Source organism: Streptomyces sp. NPDC049541 (genome assembly GCF_044465725.1).
GTDB lineage: Bacteria > Actinomycetota > Actinomycetes > Streptomycetales > Streptomycetaceae > Streptomyces.
The window spans coordinates 60574-78873 of sequence record NZ_JBITLY010000010.1; the positions used below are offsets into that span (position 1 = coordinate 60574).

The 18300-nt window shown below is 71.7% G+C and carries 18 protein-coding genes; 6 read left to right on the forward strand and 12 right to left on the reverse strand.

Going from position 1 to position 18300, the window contains the following annotated elements; genetic code table 11:
• Positions 1-13: 13 nt before the first annotated feature.
• The 8 genes from ACIBW9_RS32030 to zapE all read right to left on the reverse strand — a co-directional run bounded on the left by ACIBW9_RS32030 (position 14) and on the right by zapE (position 7699).
• Positions 14-874: a polysaccharide deacetylase family protein gene (locus tag ACIBW9_RS32030; RefSeq protein ID WP_398960512.1), complete on the reverse strand. Its 861-nt coding sequence runs from the start codon at positions 872-874 to the stop codon at positions 14-16.
• Positions 875-944: 70 nt separating this feature from the next.
• The gene (locus ACIBW9_RS32035; protein ID WP_398960513.1) at positions 945-1496 is read right to left on the reverse strand and encodes a YbhB/YbcL family Raf kinase inhibitor-like protein; all 552 of its coding nucleotides are present in this window, start codon (positions 1494-1496) and stop codon (positions 945-947) included.
• A 33-nt stretch (positions 1497-1529) separates the two neighbouring features.
• Positions 1530-2906 (reverse strand): PhoX family protein, encoded by a 1377-nt coding sequence (locus ACIBW9_RS32040; RefSeq protein WP_398960514.1) that lies wholly within the window; start codon positions 2904-2906, stop codon positions 1530-1532.
• A 94-nt stretch (positions 2907-3000) separates the two neighbouring features.
• On the reverse strand, positions 3001-3822 hold the full coding sequence (locus tag ACIBW9_RS32045; RefSeq protein ID WP_398960515.1) for a slipin family protein: 822 nt from the start codon (positions 3820-3822) through the stop codon (positions 3001-3003).
• 98 nt (positions 3823-3920) lie between these two features.
• Positions 3921-5378: a SulP family inorganic anion transporter gene (locus ACIBW9_RS32050; RefSeq protein ID WP_398960516.1), complete on the reverse strand. Its 1458-nt coding sequence runs from the start codon at positions 5376-5378 to the stop codon at positions 3921-3923.
• 8 nt (positions 5379-5386) lie between these two features.
• Entirely contained in the window at positions 5387-5965 is a 579-nt protein-coding gene (locus ACIBW9_RS32055) for a carbonic anhydrase (RefSeq protein WP_398960517.1), read from the reverse strand.
• Between the two features lie 81 nt (positions 5966-6046).
• Positions 6047-6439, reverse strand: coding sequence for a hypothetical protein (locus ACIBW9_RS32060; protein WP_398960518.1), 393 nt, complete (start codon positions 6437-6439; stop codon positions 6047-6049).
• Between the two features lie 153 nt (positions 6440-6592).
• Positions 6593-7699: a cell division protein ZapE gene (gene zapE / locus ACIBW9_RS32065; protein WP_398960519.1), complete on the reverse strand. Its 1107-nt coding sequence runs from the start codon at positions 7697-7699 to the stop codon at positions 6593-6595.
• A 37-nt stretch (positions 7700-7736) separates the two neighbouring features.
• On the opposite strand from zapE, the gene ACIBW9_RS32070 reads away from it, so the two are divergent.
• The 4 genes from ACIBW9_RS32070 (at position 7737) to msrB (ending at position 11144) form a co-directional block, all read left to right on the forward strand.
• Entirely contained in the window at positions 7737-8576 is an 840-nt protein-coding gene (locus ACIBW9_RS32070) for a pyrimidine reductase family protein (protein WP_398960520.1), read from the forward strand.
• A 149-nt stretch (positions 8577-8725) separates the two neighbouring features.
• Complete coding sequence (locus tag ACIBW9_RS32075; RefSeq protein WP_398960758.1) at positions 8726-9181, forward strand: indole-3-glycerol phosphate synthase; 456 nt, start codon at positions 8726-8728, stop codon at positions 9179-9181.
• 150 nt (positions 9182-9331) lie between these two features.
• Positions 9332-10723: a UDP-N-acetylmuramate--L-alanine ligase gene (gene murC / locus ACIBW9_RS32080; protein ID WP_398960521.1), complete on the forward strand. Its 1392-nt coding sequence runs from the start codon at positions 9332-9334 to the stop codon at positions 10721-10723.
• Positions 10724-10736: 13 nt separating this feature from the next.
• Positions 10737-11144 (forward strand): peptide-methionine (R)-S-oxide reductase MsrB, encoded by a 408-nt coding sequence (msrB, locus tag ACIBW9_RS32085; protein ID WP_351467664.1) that lies wholly within the window; start codon positions 10737-10739, stop codon positions 11142-11144.
• 5 nt (positions 11145-11149) lie between these two features.
• Here the strand turns inward: msrB and ACIBW9_RS32090 are convergent, their stop codons facing one another.
• The 3 genes from ACIBW9_RS32090 to ACIBW9_RS32100 form a co-directional block, all read right to left on the reverse strand.
• Positions 11150-11689: a hypothetical protein gene (locus ACIBW9_RS32090; RefSeq protein ID WP_398960522.1), complete on the reverse strand. Its 540-nt coding sequence runs from the start codon at positions 11687-11689 to the stop codon at positions 11150-11152.
• A gap of 86 nt (positions 11690-11775) precedes the next feature.
• Positions 11776-12951, reverse strand: coding sequence for a hypothetical protein (locus ACIBW9_RS32095; RefSeq protein ID WP_398960523.1), 1176 nt, complete (start codon positions 12949-12951; stop codon positions 11776-11778).
• Between the two features lie 179 nt (positions 12952-13130).
• Entirely contained in the window at positions 13131-14147 is a 1017-nt protein-coding gene (locus ACIBW9_RS32100; RefSeq protein ID WP_398960524.1) for a YbhN family protein, read from the reverse strand.
• 144 nt (positions 14148-14291) lie between these two features.
• Between ACIBW9_RS32100 and nagZ the strand changes: the two genes are divergently transcribed.
• Positions 14292-15776, forward strand: a complete 1485-nt coding sequence (nagZ, locus tag ACIBW9_RS32105) for a beta-N-acetylhexosaminidase (RefSeq protein ID WP_398960525.1) — start codon at positions 14292-14294, stop codon at positions 15774-15776.
• A gap of 90 nt (positions 15777-15866) precedes the next feature.
• Here the strand turns inward: nagZ and ACIBW9_RS32110 are convergent, their stop codons facing one another.
• The gene (locus tag ACIBW9_RS32110) at positions 15867-17156 is read right to left on the reverse strand and encodes a glycosyl hydrolase (protein WP_398960526.1); all 1290 of its coding nucleotides are present in this window, start codon (positions 17154-17156) and stop codon (positions 15867-15869) included.
• A gap of 8 nt (positions 17157-17164) precedes the next feature.
• Between ACIBW9_RS32110 and ACIBW9_RS32115 the strand changes: the two genes are divergently transcribed.
• A complete protein-coding gene (locus ACIBW9_RS32115; protein ID WP_398960527.1) occupies positions 17165-18286 on the forward strand; it encodes an N-acetylglucosamine kinase in 1122 nt (373 codons plus the stop codon).
• The last annotated feature ends 14 nt before the right edge of the window (positions 18287-18300 follow it).

Sequence of the window (18300 nt, forward strand, 5' to 3'; positions counted from 1 at the left end):
CAGCGTAAGCCGCTCACTGCCGGCCCCTCGCGGCCCCGATCAGTTCGGACACCTTCACGAAGCGGAAGCCCTTCCTGCGGAGCTCCGGCACGATGGTGCGCACCGCCTGTTCGGTCACCGGCGCCGCGCTGCGTGTGCAGTGCATGACGACGACCGAACCCGCCCGCACCCCCTCCAGCACCTGCCGGGCAACCGCCTCCGCGTCCGTGGCGAACGCGTCGCCGCTCACCACGTCCCACTGCACGGCGGTGACGCCGGTCGCGGCCAGCGCCTTCAGGGCCTGCCGGTCGTAACAGCCGCCCGGGAAGCGGAAGTACGGCATCGCGTGCGGTACCCCGGCCCTGCGGAACGCGGCGTACGCACGCTCCACGTCCGACCGCATCCGGTCCTCGGAGACGGTCGGCAGCCCGTAGCAGTTCCCGGTGAAGCTGTAGTGGCTGTAGGAGTGATTGGCGACCTCGAAGAGCGGGTCCCGCCCGACGGACCGCGCCTGCGCCGGGTATTCGTCCGCCCACCGCCCGGTCATGAACACGGTCGCCGGAACCTTCAGCGCCCGCAGCGTCGCGATCAGCTCGGGATTGTCGAACCGCTCGCCCGCCGCGGCCCGCGCTCCCTGATCGGCGGTCATGTCGGCATCGAAGGTGAGCGCAACGGTTCTGCCCTGTGTACGGGGGCCGTTCTTGAAGACGGGCGTGAGACCGGCGGGGCCGGGGGCCAGCGTAGGGGGCCGGGACGGGGCGGCGGGGGTCGCGGACGGGGCAGGGCGAGCGGAATGGGCCACATCGGGGGCGCCGCAGGCGGTGAGCACGGCGCCGAGTGCGCAGGCAGCGGCTGCATGGCGGGCGACAGATACAGGTCGTACGGGACTGATCATCGTACGAACATAAGTGGATGAAACGGGTTAATCGTGTATCGGCGCGTCACTCCGTGGGAGCGCCCGGCGATCAGTGCCCGTAGCTGCCCGTCAAGGTGCCGGAGGCCGCTGTGTGGCCGGTCAGGGCGCGTCTGACGTCGTCGGCCGTGGCGTCGGCCGACAGGGTGAGGGTCTTGTCGGTGGCGTAGACCGAGAAGACGTAGTGGTGGGGCCTGCCCTTGGGCGGGCAGGGGCCGCCGTACGCGTTTTTCTTGAAGCCGTTGCGGCCCTGTGTGGCGCCCTTGGGCACCTGGCCGGCGGCCCAGTGGGTGTCGTGCGGGTCGATGCCCCACATCAGCCAGTGCACGAAGGTGCCGTTCGGGGCGTCCGGGTCCTCGACCAGCACGACCAGTTCGGCGGCGCCGTCGGGGACGCCGGACAGGTCCAGCGGTGGTGAGACGTTCTCCCCGTCGCACGTGTAGCGGCGGGGGACGGTGCCGCCCTCCGGGAAGGCGCTGCTCGTCACGGTGATCCGCCGCGCGGCGCTGGGTGCGGGGACGGACGTGCCACTGTCGTTGTCCCCGCACCCCGAGGCGAGCCCCACTGCCGCCGCGGCGACGACGATCACGAGCCTGCGATGCATGGACGAAACGCTAGCCGCGCCCCTGCGCCCCCGCTACCTGCGCCAGGGCCCCGTCACCGCGAACGTCGTGCCGGGCGTGTAGCAGTTGACGTACATCGTGCGCCCGTCGGGGGAGAAGGTGACGCCGGCGAACTCGCCCCACTCGGGAGCGTCCGGGGTGCCGATGTTCTGTCTCCCGCGGGCCATCGCGTACACCTCGCCGGCCCTGGTCACGCCGAAGACATGCTGGGCGCCGTTGCCGTCCTCGCAGACCATCAGGCCGCCGCTGGGAGCGAGGCAGATGTTGTCCGGGGACTCGCCGGGGAGCTGGACATCGGTGTCCGGGCCGAAGACGATCACCAGGGTCAGACGGCGTGCCGAGGGGTCGTAGCGCCAGATCTGGCCGTAGTGGTCGGCCGCCGAACCGTCGGCGCTGCGGGCGAAGGACGACACGAAGTACACGCACCGGCCACCCCAGTAGCAGCCTTCCAGCTTCTGCGCGTGGGTGATGCCCTTCGGGCCGAAGTCCTGCAGCCGGACAGGGGTTTGGGCGGCGAGGGGGTCCGGTACGTCGACCCACTCGATGCCGTCGAAGGCGGCGCCGGGCTCCTGGATCGTGGACAGGTCGGGTACGCCGGGCACCCGCATCGCCTGCAGCCGGCCGCCCGCGCGCAGCGAACCGACGCCGCCGAGCGGCTTGTGGGGCAGGAAGCGGTAGAAGAGGCCGAAGGGCTTGAGGAAGGCGTCCTCGGTCTCGTAGACGATCCCGCGCTTCGGGTCGATCGCGATCGCCTCGTGCTGGAAGCGGCCCATCGCGGTCAGCGGGACGGCGCCCGTGCGGTGCGGGTCGGCCGGGTCGACCTCGAAGATGAAGCCGTGGTCCTTGGTGTAGCCGTTGGTACCGGCCTTGTCCTCGGTCTCCTCGCAGGTCAGCCAGGTGCCCCAAGGGCTCCGCCCGCCCGCGCAGTTGACGGCCGTACCGGCGATGGCGACACGCTCATCAACTACCGTCAGCACGTTGTTGCAGGAGTCCAGGGTCAGGGCCGTGCAACCGCCCTTGCCCGCCGGGTCGTAGGTGAGGCCCGCGACCGTGGGGACGGCGTGCTTCGCGGTGGGGCGGTTCTCGTGGTTGCGGACCAGGTGGACGCGCCCGCCTCTCGCGGGCAGAGCCGTCATGCCGTCGTGGTTCGAGGGCACCGGGCCCTCGCCGGAGCGGAGTTGGTCGCCCTCGCGGGAGAGGACCTGGTAGCGGAAGCCCTTCGGGAGGTCGAGCAGGCCGTTCGGGTCGGGGACGAGGGGGCCGTAACCGGTGTGGCCGAGGTCCTGGGCGGCGGCTGTTCCCGCGAACAGCTCGGACAGGGCCCCGGTGAAAGCGATGCCCACCCCTAGGGCACCGGAGCGGGCAAGGATCTGACGTCGTGTTGCAGACATGAAGGGTGCAACCTTCCTGTTGGCGGACAGGAACTGTGACGTCGCTGTGTCTATCACCCGCCGCGCGGCACGGGAACCACGCGGGTAACACGTGTCACGTCTCGATCTGGCGGTCCGGCGGCGCAGGCGCAGGCGGCGGCGCAGGCGGCGGCTGATGTTCCTGCGCCCGTTCCAGGAACCGCAGCAGCTCCACGGGGAAGGGCAGCACGAGCGTCGAGTTCTTCTCGGCGGCCACCGCGACCACGGTCTGCAGCAGCCGCAGCTGGAGCGCGGCAGGCTGATCAGACATCTGTTTGGCGGCCTCGGCCAGCTTCTTGGAGGCCTGGAACTCGGCGTCCGCATTGATGATCCGGGCCCGCCGCTCGCGGTCCGCCTCCGCCTGCCGGGCCATGGAACGCTTCATCGTGTCCGGCAGCGACACGTCCTTGATCTCGACCCGGTCGATCTGCACGCCCCAGCCGACCGCGGGGCTGTCGATCATCAGCTCGAGGCCTTCGTTGAGCTTCTCGCGGTTGGACAGCAGGTCGTCCAGCTCGCTCTTGCCGATGATGGACCGCAGCGAGGTCTGCGCCATCTGCGAGACGGCGAAGCGGTAGTCCTCGACGTTGATGATCGCGGCCGCCGCATCCACGACCTTGAAGTACACGACGGCGTCCACCCGCACGGTCACGTTGTCGCGCGTGATCCCCTCCTGCGCGGGCACGGGCATCGTCACGATCTGCATGTTGACCTTACGCAGCCGGTCCACCCCGGGGATGATCAGCGTGAACCCCGGCTCGCGCACCCCGCCCCTCAGCCGTCCGAGCCGGAGGACCACCCCGCGCTCGTACTGCTTGACGACCCGTGCCGCGGCCGAGAGATACACCAGGCCTGCGGCGCCGGCGGCCACGACCGCTCCCAGCAGCTCTTCGAGCATGTCGACCTCCTCTTCGAGAGGCCACTTTTGTACGTTTCTGTAACGATATGCCCGGTCCGAGACACTGGTCGAGTCTCGGACCGGGCATGGTGATACGGCTACGCCGCCGTCATCCGCACGGGTTCGGTGCCGACCGCGCTGTGCCGCTCGGCCCAGTTCTCCAGCGCCGTACGGCAGGCGTGGTCCAGGTGGTGCAGCCCGGACAGGTCCAGCTCGACCGGGCGGTCCTGGGGCAGCGCCTCCAGGCTGTCGAGGATCTTCGGCAGCCGCAGGAAGGTGGCGTTGCCCGAGAGGTGGACCTGGATGGGCCCCGCGCCCTTGTCGATGACCTCGGTCTTGAGATGCGAGGCCTCCCAGGCGGTCTTGACCACGGACAGGGCCAGACCGATGAGCACACCCTCGAACATGTTCACCGCGACGATCGACACGGCTGTCACCACGAGGATCAGGGCCTCGCCCCGGTGGCTGCGCCACAGCGTCGAGATCTGGCGGAACGGGATCAGCTTCCAGCCCGCGTGCACCAGGATGCCGGCCAGGGCGGGGATCGGGACCAGCGCGAGGGCGGAGGGCAGCGCGGCGGCGAACAGCAGCAGCCAGGCGCCGTGCAGCACCCGCGAGGCCTTGGTCTTGGCGCCCGCGTTGACGTTGGCGGAGCTGCGCACGATCACCGCGGTCATCGGCAGGGCGCCGAGCAGACCGCACACCGTGTTGCCCACGCCCTGCGCGACCATCTCCTTGTTGTACTCGGTGCGCGGACCGTCGTGCAGCCGGTCCACGGCCGCCGCGCTGAACAGGCTCTCCGCCGAGGCGATCAGCGCGAACGCGATGATCGTGCCCCAGATGGCCGGGGTGGCCAGCTCGCCGAAGGCGCCGGCCCCGGGCACCTGGATGACACCGAACAGGCCCTCCACCGTGACGGTGGCGACCGGCAGGCCGAAGGCCAGGGCGGCGGCCGTGGCCAGGACCACCGCGGCGAGGGCGCCAGGCACCGACTGCACCGCCTTCGGCAGCTTCTTCCACAACACGATGACGGCGATGGTGCCCGCACCGATCCCGAGCGAGGCCAGGGCCGCGCTGCTGCCGAGGGCGTCGGCGAAAGCCCCCGGCAGGCCCGCGATCTTGCCGATGCCGGTCGACGGGGCCTTCAGGCCGGCTGCCGCGTAGATCTGCCCGGCGATGATCACCAGGCCGATGCCGCAGAGCATGCCCTCGACGACGGAGACGGATATCGCCCGGAACCAGCGGCCAATCTTGAGGAAACCCATGGCGAGTTGGAGCAGACCGGCCATCAGCACGATCACGCCGAGCGTGCCGACGCCGAACTCGCTGACGGCCTCGAAGACGAGCACGGTCAGGCCGGCGGCCGGCCCCGAGACCTGGAGGCTGCTGCCGGGCAGGAACCCGGTGACGAGGCCGCCCACGATGCCGGTGACGAGGCCCAGCTCCGCCGGGACGCCGGAGGCGACCGCCACGCCGACGCACAGCGGCACGGCGACCAGGAAGACGACTATGGAGGCGAGGAAGTCCTGCCTCAGATAAGGGTACTTGGTCGTCATGGCGGCGCTCACAGAGCCTTGAAGACGTCGGAGGCGCTGTCGTGCGCCAGGACGGCGCCGGTGTGGACCTCGTAGTACCAGGCGTGCAAGGACAGTTGACGGTCCTTCAGCTTCTTCTCGATGTACGGGTAGGAGCGCAGCCGCAGCAACTGCGTCAGGACGTGGCTCTGCACGCCCTCGGCGACGGCCGGGTCCTCGACCGCGCCTGCCGGGCGCGGGGTGGCGTGCGCGAGCCAGTCGCGCACGGCGGGGACGGCGGTCAGGTCGTCGCCGCGCACCAGGGCACCGACGGCGCCGCAGTGCGAGTGGCCGCAGACCACGATGTCGTCGACCCCTAGCACCTCCACGGCGTACTCGATGGTGGCCGCCTCGCTGGTGGGGTGCTCGGAGGCGAACGGCGGGACGATGTTGCCCGCGGTGCGCAGCTCGAAGAGCTCGCCCGGGCGGGCGCCGGTGATCAGGGCCGGGACGACCCTGGAGTCGGAGCAGGTGATGAACAGCACCTGCGGGGACTGGCCTTCGGCGAGTTTGGCGAACTCCTCAGGGCGATGTCCGAACGTACGGGCGTTGTCGATGAGGGGCTGCATGGTGACTCCTCCTGGCGCGCCACGACGGCGCGTCGGTGTGGGCAGGACAGAGGTGGGGGAATGTACTGTTCTGCGTCTCTCTCAGCAGCGGAAGACCTGAAGTGCCGCCGGAGAGTGGGATGTCGAAGGTCTCGACAGTTGAAGGGCGCGGTTCGCGACCGGCATGTGAACGGAGGCCGGGTCCTGCGCCGACAGTGGGCGCTCGGGTTCCTCCGGAGTGAATCCGGTGTTCACATGACGCTCGCGGGGGCGCAGGGGGCCGGTCGGGGCCCCGGAGATTCCGCAGTCGCGGAACGTCGCGGCCTCGTCACGCAGCGCCTTGCCCGAGAGCTTGGTTCCGGGCAGATCCTTGGCTACGGCATGACGGACCGTGTGCGCGGCTGCGAAGGACGTGGTGGGAGCGAAGAAGGTGAACGCAAGCAGGGCGGCGGCGAGCACGGCCAGGACCGTACGGCTCGTCGTACCTCGGAACATGCGCCCCCCTTCCTGTCGCTCAGTTTCTTGCATCGACCAAGGAATGGTCAATCGCCGGTCAAGAAACACGTTAACCCTGCAAAGTTGTTTGCAGGGTTAACTTCACGTTTCCGGCTGAAGAGAGCCTGAAATGCGCTGGTGGGGTGGCGTGAACTAGTCGCTCTCGGCGAGTCCCTTGCCGTCCCGCGCCAGCGCGGTGAGCCGGGAGATGGCCCGGAAGTACTTCTTGCGGTAGCCGCCGTTCAGCATCTCCTCGCTGAACAGCCGGTCGAAGGGCAGCCCGGAGGCCAGGACCGGCACCTCACGGTCGTAGAGCCGGTCCGCGAGCACCACCAGCCGCAGGGCGGTCGACTGGTCGGGGACGGGGCGGACGTCCGTGAGGCAGACCGCCTTCAGGCCGTCGGTCAGCGCGCCGTACCGGCTGGGGTGGACCTTGGCGAGGTGGTCGAGGAGGTGCGGGAAGTCGTCGAGCGAGGCTCCCGGGGTGGCGTACGCCGCCTTCGTCACCTGCTCGTCGGAGAAGGGCGCCGGCGCCTCGGGCAGGCCGCGGTGGCGGTAGTCCTCGCCGTCGATGCGCAGGGCGCGGAAGTGGGCGGACAGGCCCTGGATCTCGCGCAGGAAGTCGGCGGCCGCGAAACGGCCCTCGCCGAGCTTGCCGGGGAGGGTGTTGGAGGTGGCGGCGAGGGCCACACCGGCGTCGACGAGCCTGCCGAGCAGGGTCGACACGAGGACGGTGTCGCCGGGGTCGTCGAGCTCGAACTCGTCGATGCACAGCAGGCGGTGGCCGCTGAGCGTCTGCACGGTCTGCTGGAAGCCCAGGGCGCCGACCAGGTTGGTGAGCTCGACGAACGTGCCGAACGCCTTGAGCGCGGGCTCCGCCGGGGTGGCGTGCCAGAGGGAGGCGAGCAGGTGGGTCTTGCCGACGCCGTAACCGCCGTCGAGGTAGACACCGCGGGGGCCCGCGGGGATCTTCGGTGCCTTCGGCTTCCCGAAGCCGAACAGGCCGCGCTTACCGCCGCCGACGGCGTGCGCCCCGCCGAGCCCGGCCGCGAAGCCCTCGAGGACGCGGACCGCCTCGGTCTGGCTGGGCTGGTTCGGGTCCGGTATGTAGGTGCTGAAGCGGACCGAGTCGAAGCGCGGCGGCGGCACCATCTCGGCGACCAGGCGGTCCGCGGGGACGTGCGGCGCACGGGCGCACAGGGAGAGCGGGGCCGCGTCGGCTATCGGGCTGAGGCCGGGGGCGGAAGGGGAGGACGACACGGTTCCCCATGCTAAGCGCCGTGCCACACTGCACGACATGCGACGCCTGTTCCCTGTGACCGACGAGACAGTGCCGAAAGCCCCTGGAACTCCCGGTGAGGAGGGTGTGACCGGTGGGGCCGGCGGGCCCGAAGTCCCGGCCGACCGCGAGTGGAGCCTCGCCGAACTCGCCGCCGCCTATGCCTACCCCGAGCCCACCGCGGACGGCCGGCCCGTCCCGTGGCTGCGCGCGAACATGGTCTCCACGCTCGACGGGGCCGCCCAGCACGACGGCCGCTCGCAGCCGATCTCCAGCGCGGCCGACATGCGGATCTTCGGCACCCTGCGCGGGCTGGCGGACGTCGTGGTCGTCGGTGCGGAAACGGTACGTCAGGAGGGGTACCGGCCGGCACGCGCGCGTGCGGAGTTCGCGGAGCTGCGACAGGCGGCCGGGCAGCCGCCGGCGCCGGCGATCGCGGTGGTCAGCGCCAGCCTGGACCTGGACTTCTCCCTTCCGCTGTTCACCTCCCCGGTGGTGCCGACCCTGGTCCTCACGGGCGCCGCGGCGGCCCCCGACCGGGTCGCCGCCGCCGAGAAGGCCGGCGCCCGGGTGGTGATCGCCGGTGACGGCGTCGGCGTGGAGCCCGCCCGCGCGGTACGGGCCCTGGGCGAGCTCGGCCACACCCGGCTGCTGACCGAGGGCGGCCCACGGCTGCTCGGCCAGCTGGTGGCGGCCGGAGTGCTCGACGAGCTCTGCCTCGCCGTCTCCCCGATGCTCACCGCCGGCGACGCGCAGCGCATCGCGGGCGGTCCGTCGGTCGCCGTTCCGCAGCGCTTCGTCCTCGCGTCGCTGCTGGAGGAGGAGGGGTTCCTCTTCACCCGCTACCGGCGCCCCTGAGGATCGTTCAGCGGCACCGCCGTCCCGAAACGACGGAACCTACCGTTCCGCTTTGCTCGGGGCGGGCACACTGAATCTCGCAGTCCCCGTGACAGCACGGGGCAGGATGGTTTCCGCAGAAGGGGCGCCCGGTGTTCACAAGCGTATTGATGATCGAGAAGGCCCTGACGTCCGCAGACGTGGAGTTCGTCACCAGCTTGCACGGAGACGAGGAGGTCTCCTTCCACGTCCTGCTCCAGCCCCGCGGCGACCAGGCGGACCGCCTGCTGCGGGCCATCGACGACGTCGCGCTCGGCGAGCTGGAGGAGGTCGCGCACGAGCGGGACGTCCCCGAGGGGGCCGCCGCGAAGGATTTCGGTGAGCGGGCGCTCGAGGTGTCGCTGCAGGCGCTGACGGCTGCGGGCAGCTCCGCTGAGGGGCGGCTGATCGTGGATCATCCGTTGGATGCGTTGAAGGCTCTCGTGGACGAGATCGACGCCGATGAGGTGATCGTGCTCACCGATCCCCACTACGTGGAGGAGTTCTTCCACCGGGACTGGGCTTCTCGGGCTCGGCACAAGGTGGGGGTGCCGGTGTTGAAGCTGTTCTCGCACAGTAAGGCCTAGGCGCCGTAGGGGTGCGGTGCGTTTGTGACGGCGGGAGCGTCGTGGCTGGTCGCGCAGTTCCCCGCGCCCCTGGGGAGGTGCGGTCGCCGTAGGCAATAGGCTGGGGCGACTGAACATCCGCCGTATCTGGACGCACAGGGAGACATACGCATGGCACCCGGCAACCTTCCTCCCGCCATGGAGCGACCGCATTTCATCGGCATCGGTGGGGCTGGGATGTCCGGGATTGCGAAGATTCTTGCTCAGCGTGGGGGCAAGGTGGCCGGTAGTGATGCGAAGGAGTCCGCCACCGCGGAGGCGCTGCGGGCGCTGGGTGTGACCGTGCATATCGGGCATGCGGCGGAGCATCTCGCCGACGACGCCAGTTGTGTCGTCGTGTCCTCGGCGATCCGCAAGGACAATCCGGAGCTGGCCCGCGCCGCCGAGCTGGACATTCCGGTGGTGCACCGGTCCGACGCCCTCGCCGCGCTGATGGACGGGCTCAGGCCGATCGCGGTCGCCGGCACGCACGGCAAGACCACCACGACGTCGATGCTGGCCGTCTCGCTGAGCGAGCTGGGGCTGAAGCCGTCGTACGCGATCGGCGGCGACCTGGACGCGCCCGGCTCCAACGCCCTGCACGGCGAGGGCGACATCTTCGTCGCCGAGGCCGACGAATCGGACCGCAGCTTCCACAAGTACGCACCCGAGGTCGCGATCGTCCTCAACGTCGAGCTGGACCACCACGCCAACTACGCGTCCATGGACGAGATCTACGAGTCCTTCGAGACGTTCGCCGGACGGATCGTGCCCGGCGGCACGCTGGTGATCTCCGCCGACCACGAGGGTGCACGCGAGCTGACCCGGCGGCTGACCGGCTCCGTGAGGACCGTGACGTACGGAGAGGCCGAGGACGCCGACGTGCGCGTCCTGTCCGTCGTACCGCAGGGGCTGAAGAGCGAGGTCACGGTCCTGCTGGACGGGCAGGAGCTCACCTTCGCCGTGTCCGTGCCCGGCCGTCACTACGCGCACAACGCCGTGGCCGCCCTCGCGGCGGGTGTCGCGCTGGGCGTCCCCGCCGCCGAACTGGCGCCGGCCCTGGCCGCGTACACCGGTGTGAAGCGCCGACTGCAGCTGAAGGGCGAGGCGGCCGGTGTCCAGGTCATCGACTCCTACGCCCACCACCCGACGGAGATGACCGCCGACCTGGAGGCGATGCGCGCCGCGGCGGGCGAGGCACGGATCCTGGTCGTCTTCCAGCCGCACCTGTTCTCGCGGACGCAGGAGCTCGGCGAGGAGATGGGGCAGTCGCTGGCCCTGGCGGACGCGTCGGTGGTCCTCGACATCTATCCGGCCCGCGAGGACCCGATCCCGGGCGTGACGAGCGAGCTGATCATCGAGGCGGCGCGGGCCGCGGGCGCGGACGTGACGCCCGTCCACGACAAGTCCGAGGTGCCGGAGGCCGTGGCGGGAATGGCGAAGGCGGGTGATCTCGTTCTCACCATGGGCGCGGGCGACGTCACCGACCTCGGACCGCGCATCCTGGACCGTCTCGCGAAGTAAGGGGCTGAGCTTCATGTCGTACGACGTCGAAAAGCCGGACGAGCAGTGGCGTGCGGAGCTGACCCCGGCCGAGTACGCGGTGCTGCGCCAGGCTGCGACCGAGCCCGCCTTCACGGGTGAGTACACCGACACCAAGACGACCGGCGTCTATTCGTGCCGTGCCTGCGGCGCCGAACTGTTCACCTCCACCACGAAGTTCGAGTCGCACTGCGGCTGGCCGTCCTTCTACGACCCGAAGGACACCGACGCGGTCGAGCTGATCGAGGACCGCTCGCACGGCATGGTGCGCACCGAGGTGCGGTGTGCGCGGTGCGGGTCGCACCTCGGGCATGTCTTCGAGGGCGAGGGGTATCCGACGCCCACGGACCAGCGGTACTGCATCAACTCCATTTCCCTGCGGCTGACCCCTGACGAGGGCTGACCGTCCTAGTCCGCCGTCCTGGCGTAGGTGTAGGGCGCGGCGACCGCGCCGCTGTGGTGATCCGCGGCGCGCAGGGCGGCGGTGAGGCGTTCGCGCGGTTTCAGGCCTAGGCCGGCGGTGGCGTGGAGGGCGCCGAGGGCGTACTCGTCGCCGCAGCCGACCGCGGCGTACCCGTCGGCGGACTCGCTGACCTGGTAGTCGCCGTGGATGGCGAAGAGCCGGCCGTGGATGCCCACGAGGAAGCTGCCGGCCTGTTCCTGCTCGGACTCCTTGCGCGCCCAGCCGCCGTCCTTCAGGCAGGCGCGGACCGCGTTGACGAAGGTCGTGGCCATGAAGCGGTAGAGGGCACCTTCCGGGTGCGGGGCCTCCAGTGCGTAGTGCAGCAACTGGCCCATGCGGAAGGAGGTGGTGTACCCGAGGACGTAGGGTCCGTTGGTGAACACCTTGGGGTCGCGGCAGATGGTGAGCCGGTAGTCGTCACTGCCCGCGGAGTCTCCGGCCAGATGTACTCGCTTGCGGTGAACCAGGCCGACGATGACGGTCAAGTCAGCACCCCCGTAGTGGTGTTGAGGCATGGGTGGCCGCCTCGGGGCATTTCTGCCCGCCGACCGCGCGGAGTCACCGCTTCCGTTCAGCGGTGGTCCGCCAACATCTGCGCCCGGCCCGGCGTCCCGCGTCCGGGGCGTCTGCTGCGTGGTGGGCGGTGGGGCCACCACAGGACGTAGGCCGCGGAACCGGCCGCGAAGGCCAGGCGGATCAGGCCCTGGGCGGAGTCCGAGGGGATGAACAGGGCGCTGCCGTACAGGGAGATGAGTGCGAGCCAGCTGACCCAGGGGACCAGCCGGCGCTGGCCGATGGAGTCCCAGATCAGGGTGCCGAGGAGGACCGAGGCGTTGTAGTACGTGTAGACGCTCGGGTCCAGGACGATGCGGGCGTCGGCGGCGAGCAGCACGACGGCCGGCCAGCGGTGCCGGCGGACGGCCAGGGCGCCCAGGGCGATGCCGAGGGCCATCTGGGCGGGGCGGTCCCACCAGGGGGTGGCGGCGTCGTGCACGCCGAACCAGCGCAGGGCCGAGGCGGGCTGGTTCGGGATCGTGAAGCGGGCGGCGGCCAGGGTGTCCAGGTGGGTGAGGTAGAAGGGCAGCCAGGCGACGGCCACCAGGCCGATCGTCCAGGCCGCGGAGCGCAGCCGGGCGGGGCGCGGCAGGGCCAGCAGCAGGGGCAGGAAGCCGACCGCCCAGGGTTTGGAGTCCACCGCGAGGGCCAGGAAGACGCCGACGGCCGTCGCGTTCCCGCGCACCAGCGCCCGTACGGCGAGGGTGGTGAAGAACAGCGCCAGGACGTCGTCGAGATGCGCGAAACGCACCGAGACCTCCACCCACATGGGGATGAAGGCCGCTCCGGCGATCAGTACGCGCTGCTGGAGGCGTTTGTGGTTGAGTCCCGTGCCCCGGTAGTGGTCGGCGGCGGCGCGGCCGACCAGCACCAGCATGTACAGGCCCAGGCCGGACATGAACGCGTCGGCGAGCTTCTCGCCGAGTTCGGCGGGGAACGGGGCGAACAGCCCGGCGACCAGGAAGCTGACCGGGCCGATCTGCAGCTCGGGGTGGTTGGCGTAGAGGGCGAGGCCGCCGCCGGGGAGCTGGTGGAAGAGCAGCTGCTGACCCCTGACCAGATAGTGCCAGGACACGGCTTCATGGCGTTCGGCCACGAAGAACCAGGCGACCGTCCACAGGGTCAGCAGTGCGATGTGCCGGCGAACCGGATGGCCGCCGATACTGCCGATCCGTGCCCCGTCCCCGGGCACGGCTGTGGCCGTCCTCCGCTTCCGCACTTTCCATCCTCCCCCTCGGCCCGCGCCCGGCGTCGGGACGGCCGAGGTCGCGGGTACTGCCCCGTCGTCCCGTTAGAGGGGGACTCGGCGCTGTGGGTTGCCTGTCCGGGGCCAGATCCGGGCAGCCGAACGGACGAAGCCCGGCGGCGAGTTCAGAGCACCTTCCGCTGCACCAGTGCCGACAGCACCAGCGCCCCCGGAAGCAGTGGCAGCCACACCGTCAGGACGCGGTAGCCGATGACGGCGGTCGCGGACAGGTTCATGGGTGCTCCGAGCGCGACCATGGCGAAGACGACCGCCGCGTCCACGGGGCCGATGCCGCCCGGTGCGGGCACGGCCCCGACCGCTGTGTTCGCGGCCAGGAACGCGAAGGCGACCTGCAACCATGACAACGACAGCCCGAGCGCCGCCCCGACCGCGAAGAGCACGCTCGCCTGGATCAGCGGGGCGGCGGCCGACCCTCCCCACAGGGCGAGGACCCGCGCGGGCCGGGTGTGCAGCAGTCGTACGTCGGTGAGCGCGCAGCGCAGGGCGTCGAGGAGGGGGCGGCGCAGCGGCCGTACGGTCGTCACGAGCAGGGCGGTGGCGATGAGGGCGAGGGCCACCGCTCCGGCGACCAGGAGCGACGTCCGCCGGTCCGGCACGAGTCCGCCGGTCAGCAGTACGTCGGGGAAGGCGGCCAGGAAGACGAGGAGCACCAGCGTCCTCGCCATCGGCTTGACCGCCGAGTACAGGGCGAGCGAGGCGGTGGCCCGGGCCAGCGGTATGCCGCGGCCCTGGAGGAAACGCAGGGTGACGGCGTGGGCTCCGATACCGGCCGGCAGTACGTGGTTGGCGGCTCCGGCGGCGAACTGCGAAGCGATCAGCAGCCCGGCCGGGAGCCGCTCCGGCAGCGCGCCCTGCCGGATGCAGGGGGCGGACAGCCAGCCCAGGCAGGTGAAGAACAGCGCGACCAGCAGCCACCAGGGGTCGGCGGAACCCAGCCGGGCGGTGCCGTCGTACGCGGTCCGCCAGTCGACCGCCGCCCACACACCGATCAGGAGCAGGGGGAGCAGCACCAGGGCGCTGCGGAGCAGGCGGGGCGTGCGGAAGCGGACGGGGGACGGAGCGAGGGAGGGGAGGGCCGCGGGGGGCCGGCCGGGGGCGTCGTCGAGCGGGAGCAGGGACACGGCCGAACCGTTCCCGCCGGGTGTGACGCCGTGGTGTCCGGGAGCCGACGGGGCGCGGGCCGGTGGGCGACGGCACCCTGTCGATGAATCATTCAACCAATGAAGTGTTGACTTCAGGATGAATAAGCCAGAACAATCCATGAGGTGACCTCCGAGCAGCTGTCCGTGGGCCCGGCCCTGTCCTCCGTCTCCTCCGACCTGGACGAGGCGGTCCATCGCTGTCTCGTCGCCGGCTTCGAGGGCACGACGACCTTCCCCGACACCCTCAAGCGGCTCATCGACCGCGGCCTCGGCGGCGTCATCCTGTTCACCCGGAACGTGCGCGACGCGGAGCAGGTCCGCGAGCTCACCGACGCACTGCGGGCGATCCGCCCCGACCTGCTGGTGGCCATCGACAACGAGGGCGGCGGCATCGGCCACCTGGTCGCCGCGGGCGCCCCCGAGGTCCCCGGCTGCTACGCCCTCGGCGTCGCCGACGACCCGAACCTGACCGCCCGCTGCGCCGACGCCCTCGCCGGCCACCTCGCCACCCTCGGCATCACCGCCTCGTACGCCCCCGTCGCCGACCTCCAGCGCCGGGCCGACAACCCGATCGTGCGCACCCGCTCCTTCGGCGCCGACCCGGAGCTCGCCGCCCGCCATCTGCGCGCCTGGATCACCGCCACTGAGGCCCGTGGCATCGCCTCCTGCGCCAAGCACTTCCCCGGCCACGGCGGCACCGAGACCGACAGCCACCACGACCTCGCGGTCGACCCGCGGCCGGCCGACGAGCTGCGTGCCGACCTGGAACCGTTCCGCGCGGCCGTCGCCGCGGGCGTGCCGATGCTGATGAGCGCGCACGTCGTCTATCCGGCGCTGGACGCCAACCGCCCCGCCACCCTCAGCCGCCGCATCCTCGGCGATCTGCTCCGCCACGACCTCGGCTTCGACGGGGTGCTGGTCAGCGACGCCCTGGAGATGAAGGCCATCGCCGACCGCTACGGCGAGGCGGCCGGCGCCCGCATAGCCCTCGCCGCGGGCGCCGACCAGGTGATCGTCGCCGTACCGGACCTGGAGGTCACGCTCGCCTGCCGGGACGCGGTGCTCGAGGCGGTGGACTCCGGCCGGCTCTCCGAGGAGCGGGTGTGGGAGGCGGCCGGACGGGTGCGGCGGCTCGCCCAGCGGTATGCGACTCCCGCCGGAGTGGTGGCCGCCTGGGACGCCGGGGCCGGGCTTGAGGCGGCGCGCCGCGCGGTACGCAGCCGGGCCGTGCCGCCCGCCGTGCGGGGCGCCCATGTCGTCGACCTCTTCCCGCCCCCGCATCCCGCCCTCAACTGGGGAGGCGAGGACCTCCTGACCGAGCTGCGCTCCCTCGACCCCGCGGCGAGTGGTACGGCGGTCAGCGGGGAGCCCTGTGACCAGGGCGCCCTGGTCGACGGCATCCTCCGGCTGGCCGCGGGCTCGCCGCTGGTCGTGGCCACGTGCGACGCCGGGCTGCATCCCTGGCAGGCACGTTTCCGGGACGCCCTGCTGGCCCGGCGGCCGGACGCGGTGCGGGTGGACACCGGGCTGCCGGAGGGGGGTGACCTGTGCTCGTACGGGCGGGGGCGGGTCAATCTGCGGGCGGTGGCGGAGGTCTTGGGTCGGTGATTCGGCTGCGGGCCGGTGGGGGCTTGTCGCGCCCCGCGGCGGAGCCGCATATCGACACAGCCCCGCGCCCCTAAAAGAAAGGGGGGTGTTTCAGCCCCCCTGTTGCACGGTCTGCGTGATTTCCCGCCTCGCCAAGTACCCCTTGTCGGCTGCCCGTTCCGCCAGCACCACCGCCGGGCGTTCGCCCTGCCTGCGCAGCCGCATCCACGCATCGAAGTACGCGCCGCCCGGGCCCGACACGGAACGTGTCGCGGGCGTGCAGTCCAGCACCAGGGCGGTGGTGCGTGGTTGGGGGGAGGGGGGCTCGGCGCGCAGTTCGGCGATCGTGTCCGCGAGGGCGGTGGCGATCGGCTTGGGGCGGCCCGTGGAGTCGAACAGGCCGAGGGTGTACTCCAGCTCCGGATAGTCGGCCAGTGAGCGGTCCACATCGTGGGAGCACCACCACGTCACGCCCCAAAGCCCCTGGCAGTCCGCAGCGTTGAGGACCGTGGCGCGAGCGAAGTCCGGGGCGTCGGCCGCCGGGATGTGCGGTTCGGGGGCGCCCGTCTCCTGGACCCAGACGGGGCGGGACGGATCGTCGGCGTACGCCTTCGCGAGTTCCGTGCCGTACTCGGCGAGGTGCCGCACCTCGAAGGAGGCGGGGCCGTAGCGGCGGGCGCAGTCGGCGGAGAACACCCACGGGTGGACGGTCGTCACATCGCCCTTGCGGGCCGAGGCCTCGGGCGTGAACGGGTGGTCGTCGCCGTACCAGGCGGCGTCGTACGCGGAGTGCGTGGCCAGCTGACCGGGGCGCAGGCCCTCGCGGGCGGCCGCCAGCAGGGTGTCGAGGTAGTGGTCGACCTCGGCCGCCGTCACCGGGTTGTGCTCGACCAGGTTGTTGAGCTCGTTGCCGAGCTGGAGGCCGATGAGGTTCGGCCGGTCGGCGAGGGCGCGGGCGAGTGTGCGCAGCAGCTCCGCCTGGGCTTCGACGGCCTCCGGGTCGGTGAAGACATTGCGGTGGTGCCAGCTGCGGGTCCACGCCGGGTAGAAGTCGAAGCTGGACAGATGGCCCTGCACGCCGTCCACCATGACGTCGAGACCGGCCTCGGCCGCCAGGTCGACGAGCAGCGCCAGCTGGTCCACGGCGGCCGTGCGGATGAGGGTGCGGTTGGGCTGGAGCAGCGGCCAGAGATGGAAGACCCGGATGTGGTCGAGGCCCAGCCCCGCGATCTGGGCCAGGTCCTCGCGGGCGTGCCGCGGGTCGAAGTCGTGCCAGGCGTGGAACCAGCCGCGGCGGGGCGTGTAGTTGACGCCGAAGCGGGGCGTGGGAATGGGATCCTCCTCGGGTCGCCGACCCCGCGGGGTCGGGGGCTTGTCCTCGCTGAATGTATCAACCACCATGGTCGATGATGAATAACGATTTCAACCAGAAGTCGCGGGAGCTGGTGGTCGGCCTCGACGCGGGCGGCACCCGTACCCGCGCGGTCCTCGCCGCCGCGGCGGACGGCCGCGTGCTCGGGGAGGGTGCCGCCGGGCCCGGCAACGCCCTCACCGTCCCGCTGCCCCGGCTCACCGACCACCTCGCCGAGGCGCTCGCCCGAGCGGTCCCGGAGTCCGCGCGGGGCCGTGTCGCGGCGGTGGCCGGCGGTTTCGCGGGCGCCACCGGGGCGGCGGAGGACGACCCCGGCCGCCTCAACGCGCTCACCGCCCTGACGGCCGCCCTCCGCCGGCTCGGCATCGGCACCGCCTCGATCGGCATCAGCAGCGACATCGAGGCGGCCTTCGCCTCCGCCCCCGGCACCCCGGCCGACGGCCTCGCCCTGGTCGCCGGCACGGGCGCGGTCGCCATGCGCATCACCGGCCGCCGCTGTACGGCCACTGTCGACGGCGACGGCTGGCTCCTCGGCGACGACGGCAGCGGCTTCTGGATCGGCCGCGAGGCGGTCAGGGCCGCCCTGCGGATGGCGGACGGACGGGGCGGGCAGACCACCCTGGCGGGCGCGGTGGGGCGGACGCTGGGGCTGCCGCGGGAGGTGCTGCCGGGGGGACGGGGACCGGGGGCGCCGCCTGTCGGGCCGGGGGCGTCCCACGGTGGCCCCGGGCCTGGCGTGACCCATGGCAGCCCTGGCGCGGACGCCGTTCTCGGCACACCGACCCCAGTGCCCGGTGCCGGCTCCGCCACGTGGGCGCTCGCCGATCGCGAGGCCTACCGCATGCATCTGCTCCCCGTCGTCATGGCCGAACCGCCGACCCGGCTGGCGCGGCTCGCTCCGCTGGTGGCCGAGGCGGCCCGGGAGAAGGACCCGGTGGCGGCAGCGATCCTCGACGAGGCCGCCGGACAACTGACCGACACCGTAAGGGCGTTGGTGCCGCAGCCGGGTGAGCGTGTGGTCGCGACCGGCGGCCTCCTCGGCCCCGGCGGCCCCCTCACCGCCCTTCTCACCACTCGCCTCCAGGCCCTCGGCCTCAGCCTCGACTGGGTGGCCGACGGCTGCGCAGGCTCCGTAGCCCTCGCCCGCCTGCTCCTGTGACCGACACAACCCGC

What these genes read in the sequence shown, in the direction of transcription:
- ACIBW9_RS32030 (WP_398960512.1), bottom strand. Translation starts at nt 874, where the DNA reads ATGATCAGTCCCGTACGACCTGTATCTGTCGCCCGCCATGCAGCCGCT.
- ACIBW9_RS32035 (WP_398960513.1), bottom strand. Translation starts at nt 1,496, where the DNA reads ATGCATCGCAGGCTCGTGATCGTCGTCGCCGCGGCGGCAGTGGGGCTC.
- ACIBW9_RS32040 (WP_398960514.1), bottom strand. Translation starts at nt 2,906, where the DNA reads ATGTCTGCAACACGACGTCAGATCCTTGCCCGCTCCGGTGCCCTAGGG.
- ACIBW9_RS32045 (WP_398960515.1), bottom strand. Translation starts at nt 3,822, where the DNA reads ATGCTCGAAGAGCTGCTGGGAGCGGTCGTGGCCGCCGGCGCCGCAGGC.
- ACIBW9_RS32050 (WP_398960516.1), bottom strand. Translation starts at nt 5,378, where the DNA reads ATGACGACCAAGTACCCTTATCTGAGGCAGGACTTCCTCGCCTCCATA.
- ACIBW9_RS32055 (WP_398960517.1), bottom strand. Translation starts at nt 5,965, where the DNA reads ATGCAGCCCCTCATCGACAACGCCCGTACGTTCGGACATCGCCCTGAG.
- ACIBW9_RS32060 (WP_398960518.1), bottom strand. Translation starts at nt 6,439, where the DNA reads ATGTTCCGAGGTACGACGAGCCGTACGGTCCTGGCCGTGCTCGCCGCC.
- ACIBW9_RS32070 (WP_398960520.1), top strand. Translation starts at nt 7,737, where the DNA reads ATGCGACGCCTGTTCCCTGTGACCGACGAGACAGTGCCGAAAGCCCCT.
- ACIBW9_RS32075 (WP_398960758.1), top strand. Translation starts at nt 8,726, where the DNA reads ATGATCGAGAAGGCCCTGACGTCCGCAGACGTGGAGTTCGTCACCAGC.
- murC (WP_398960521.1), top strand. Translation starts at nt 9,332, where the DNA reads ATGGCACCCGGCAACCTTCCTCCCGCCATGGAGCGACCGCATTTCATC.
- msrB (WP_351467664.1), top strand. Translation starts at nt 10,737, where the DNA reads ATGTCGTACGACGTCGAAAAGCCGGACGAGCAGTGGCGTGCGGAGCTG.
- ACIBW9_RS32110 (WP_398960526.1), bottom strand. Translation starts at nt 17,156, where the DNA reads ATGGTGGTTGATACATTCAGCGAGGACAAGCCCCCGACCCCGCGGGGT.
- ACIBW9_RS32115 (WP_398960527.1), top strand. Translation starts at nt 17,165, where the DNA reads ATGAATAACGATTTCAACCAGAAGTCGCGGGAGCTGGTGGTCGGCCTC.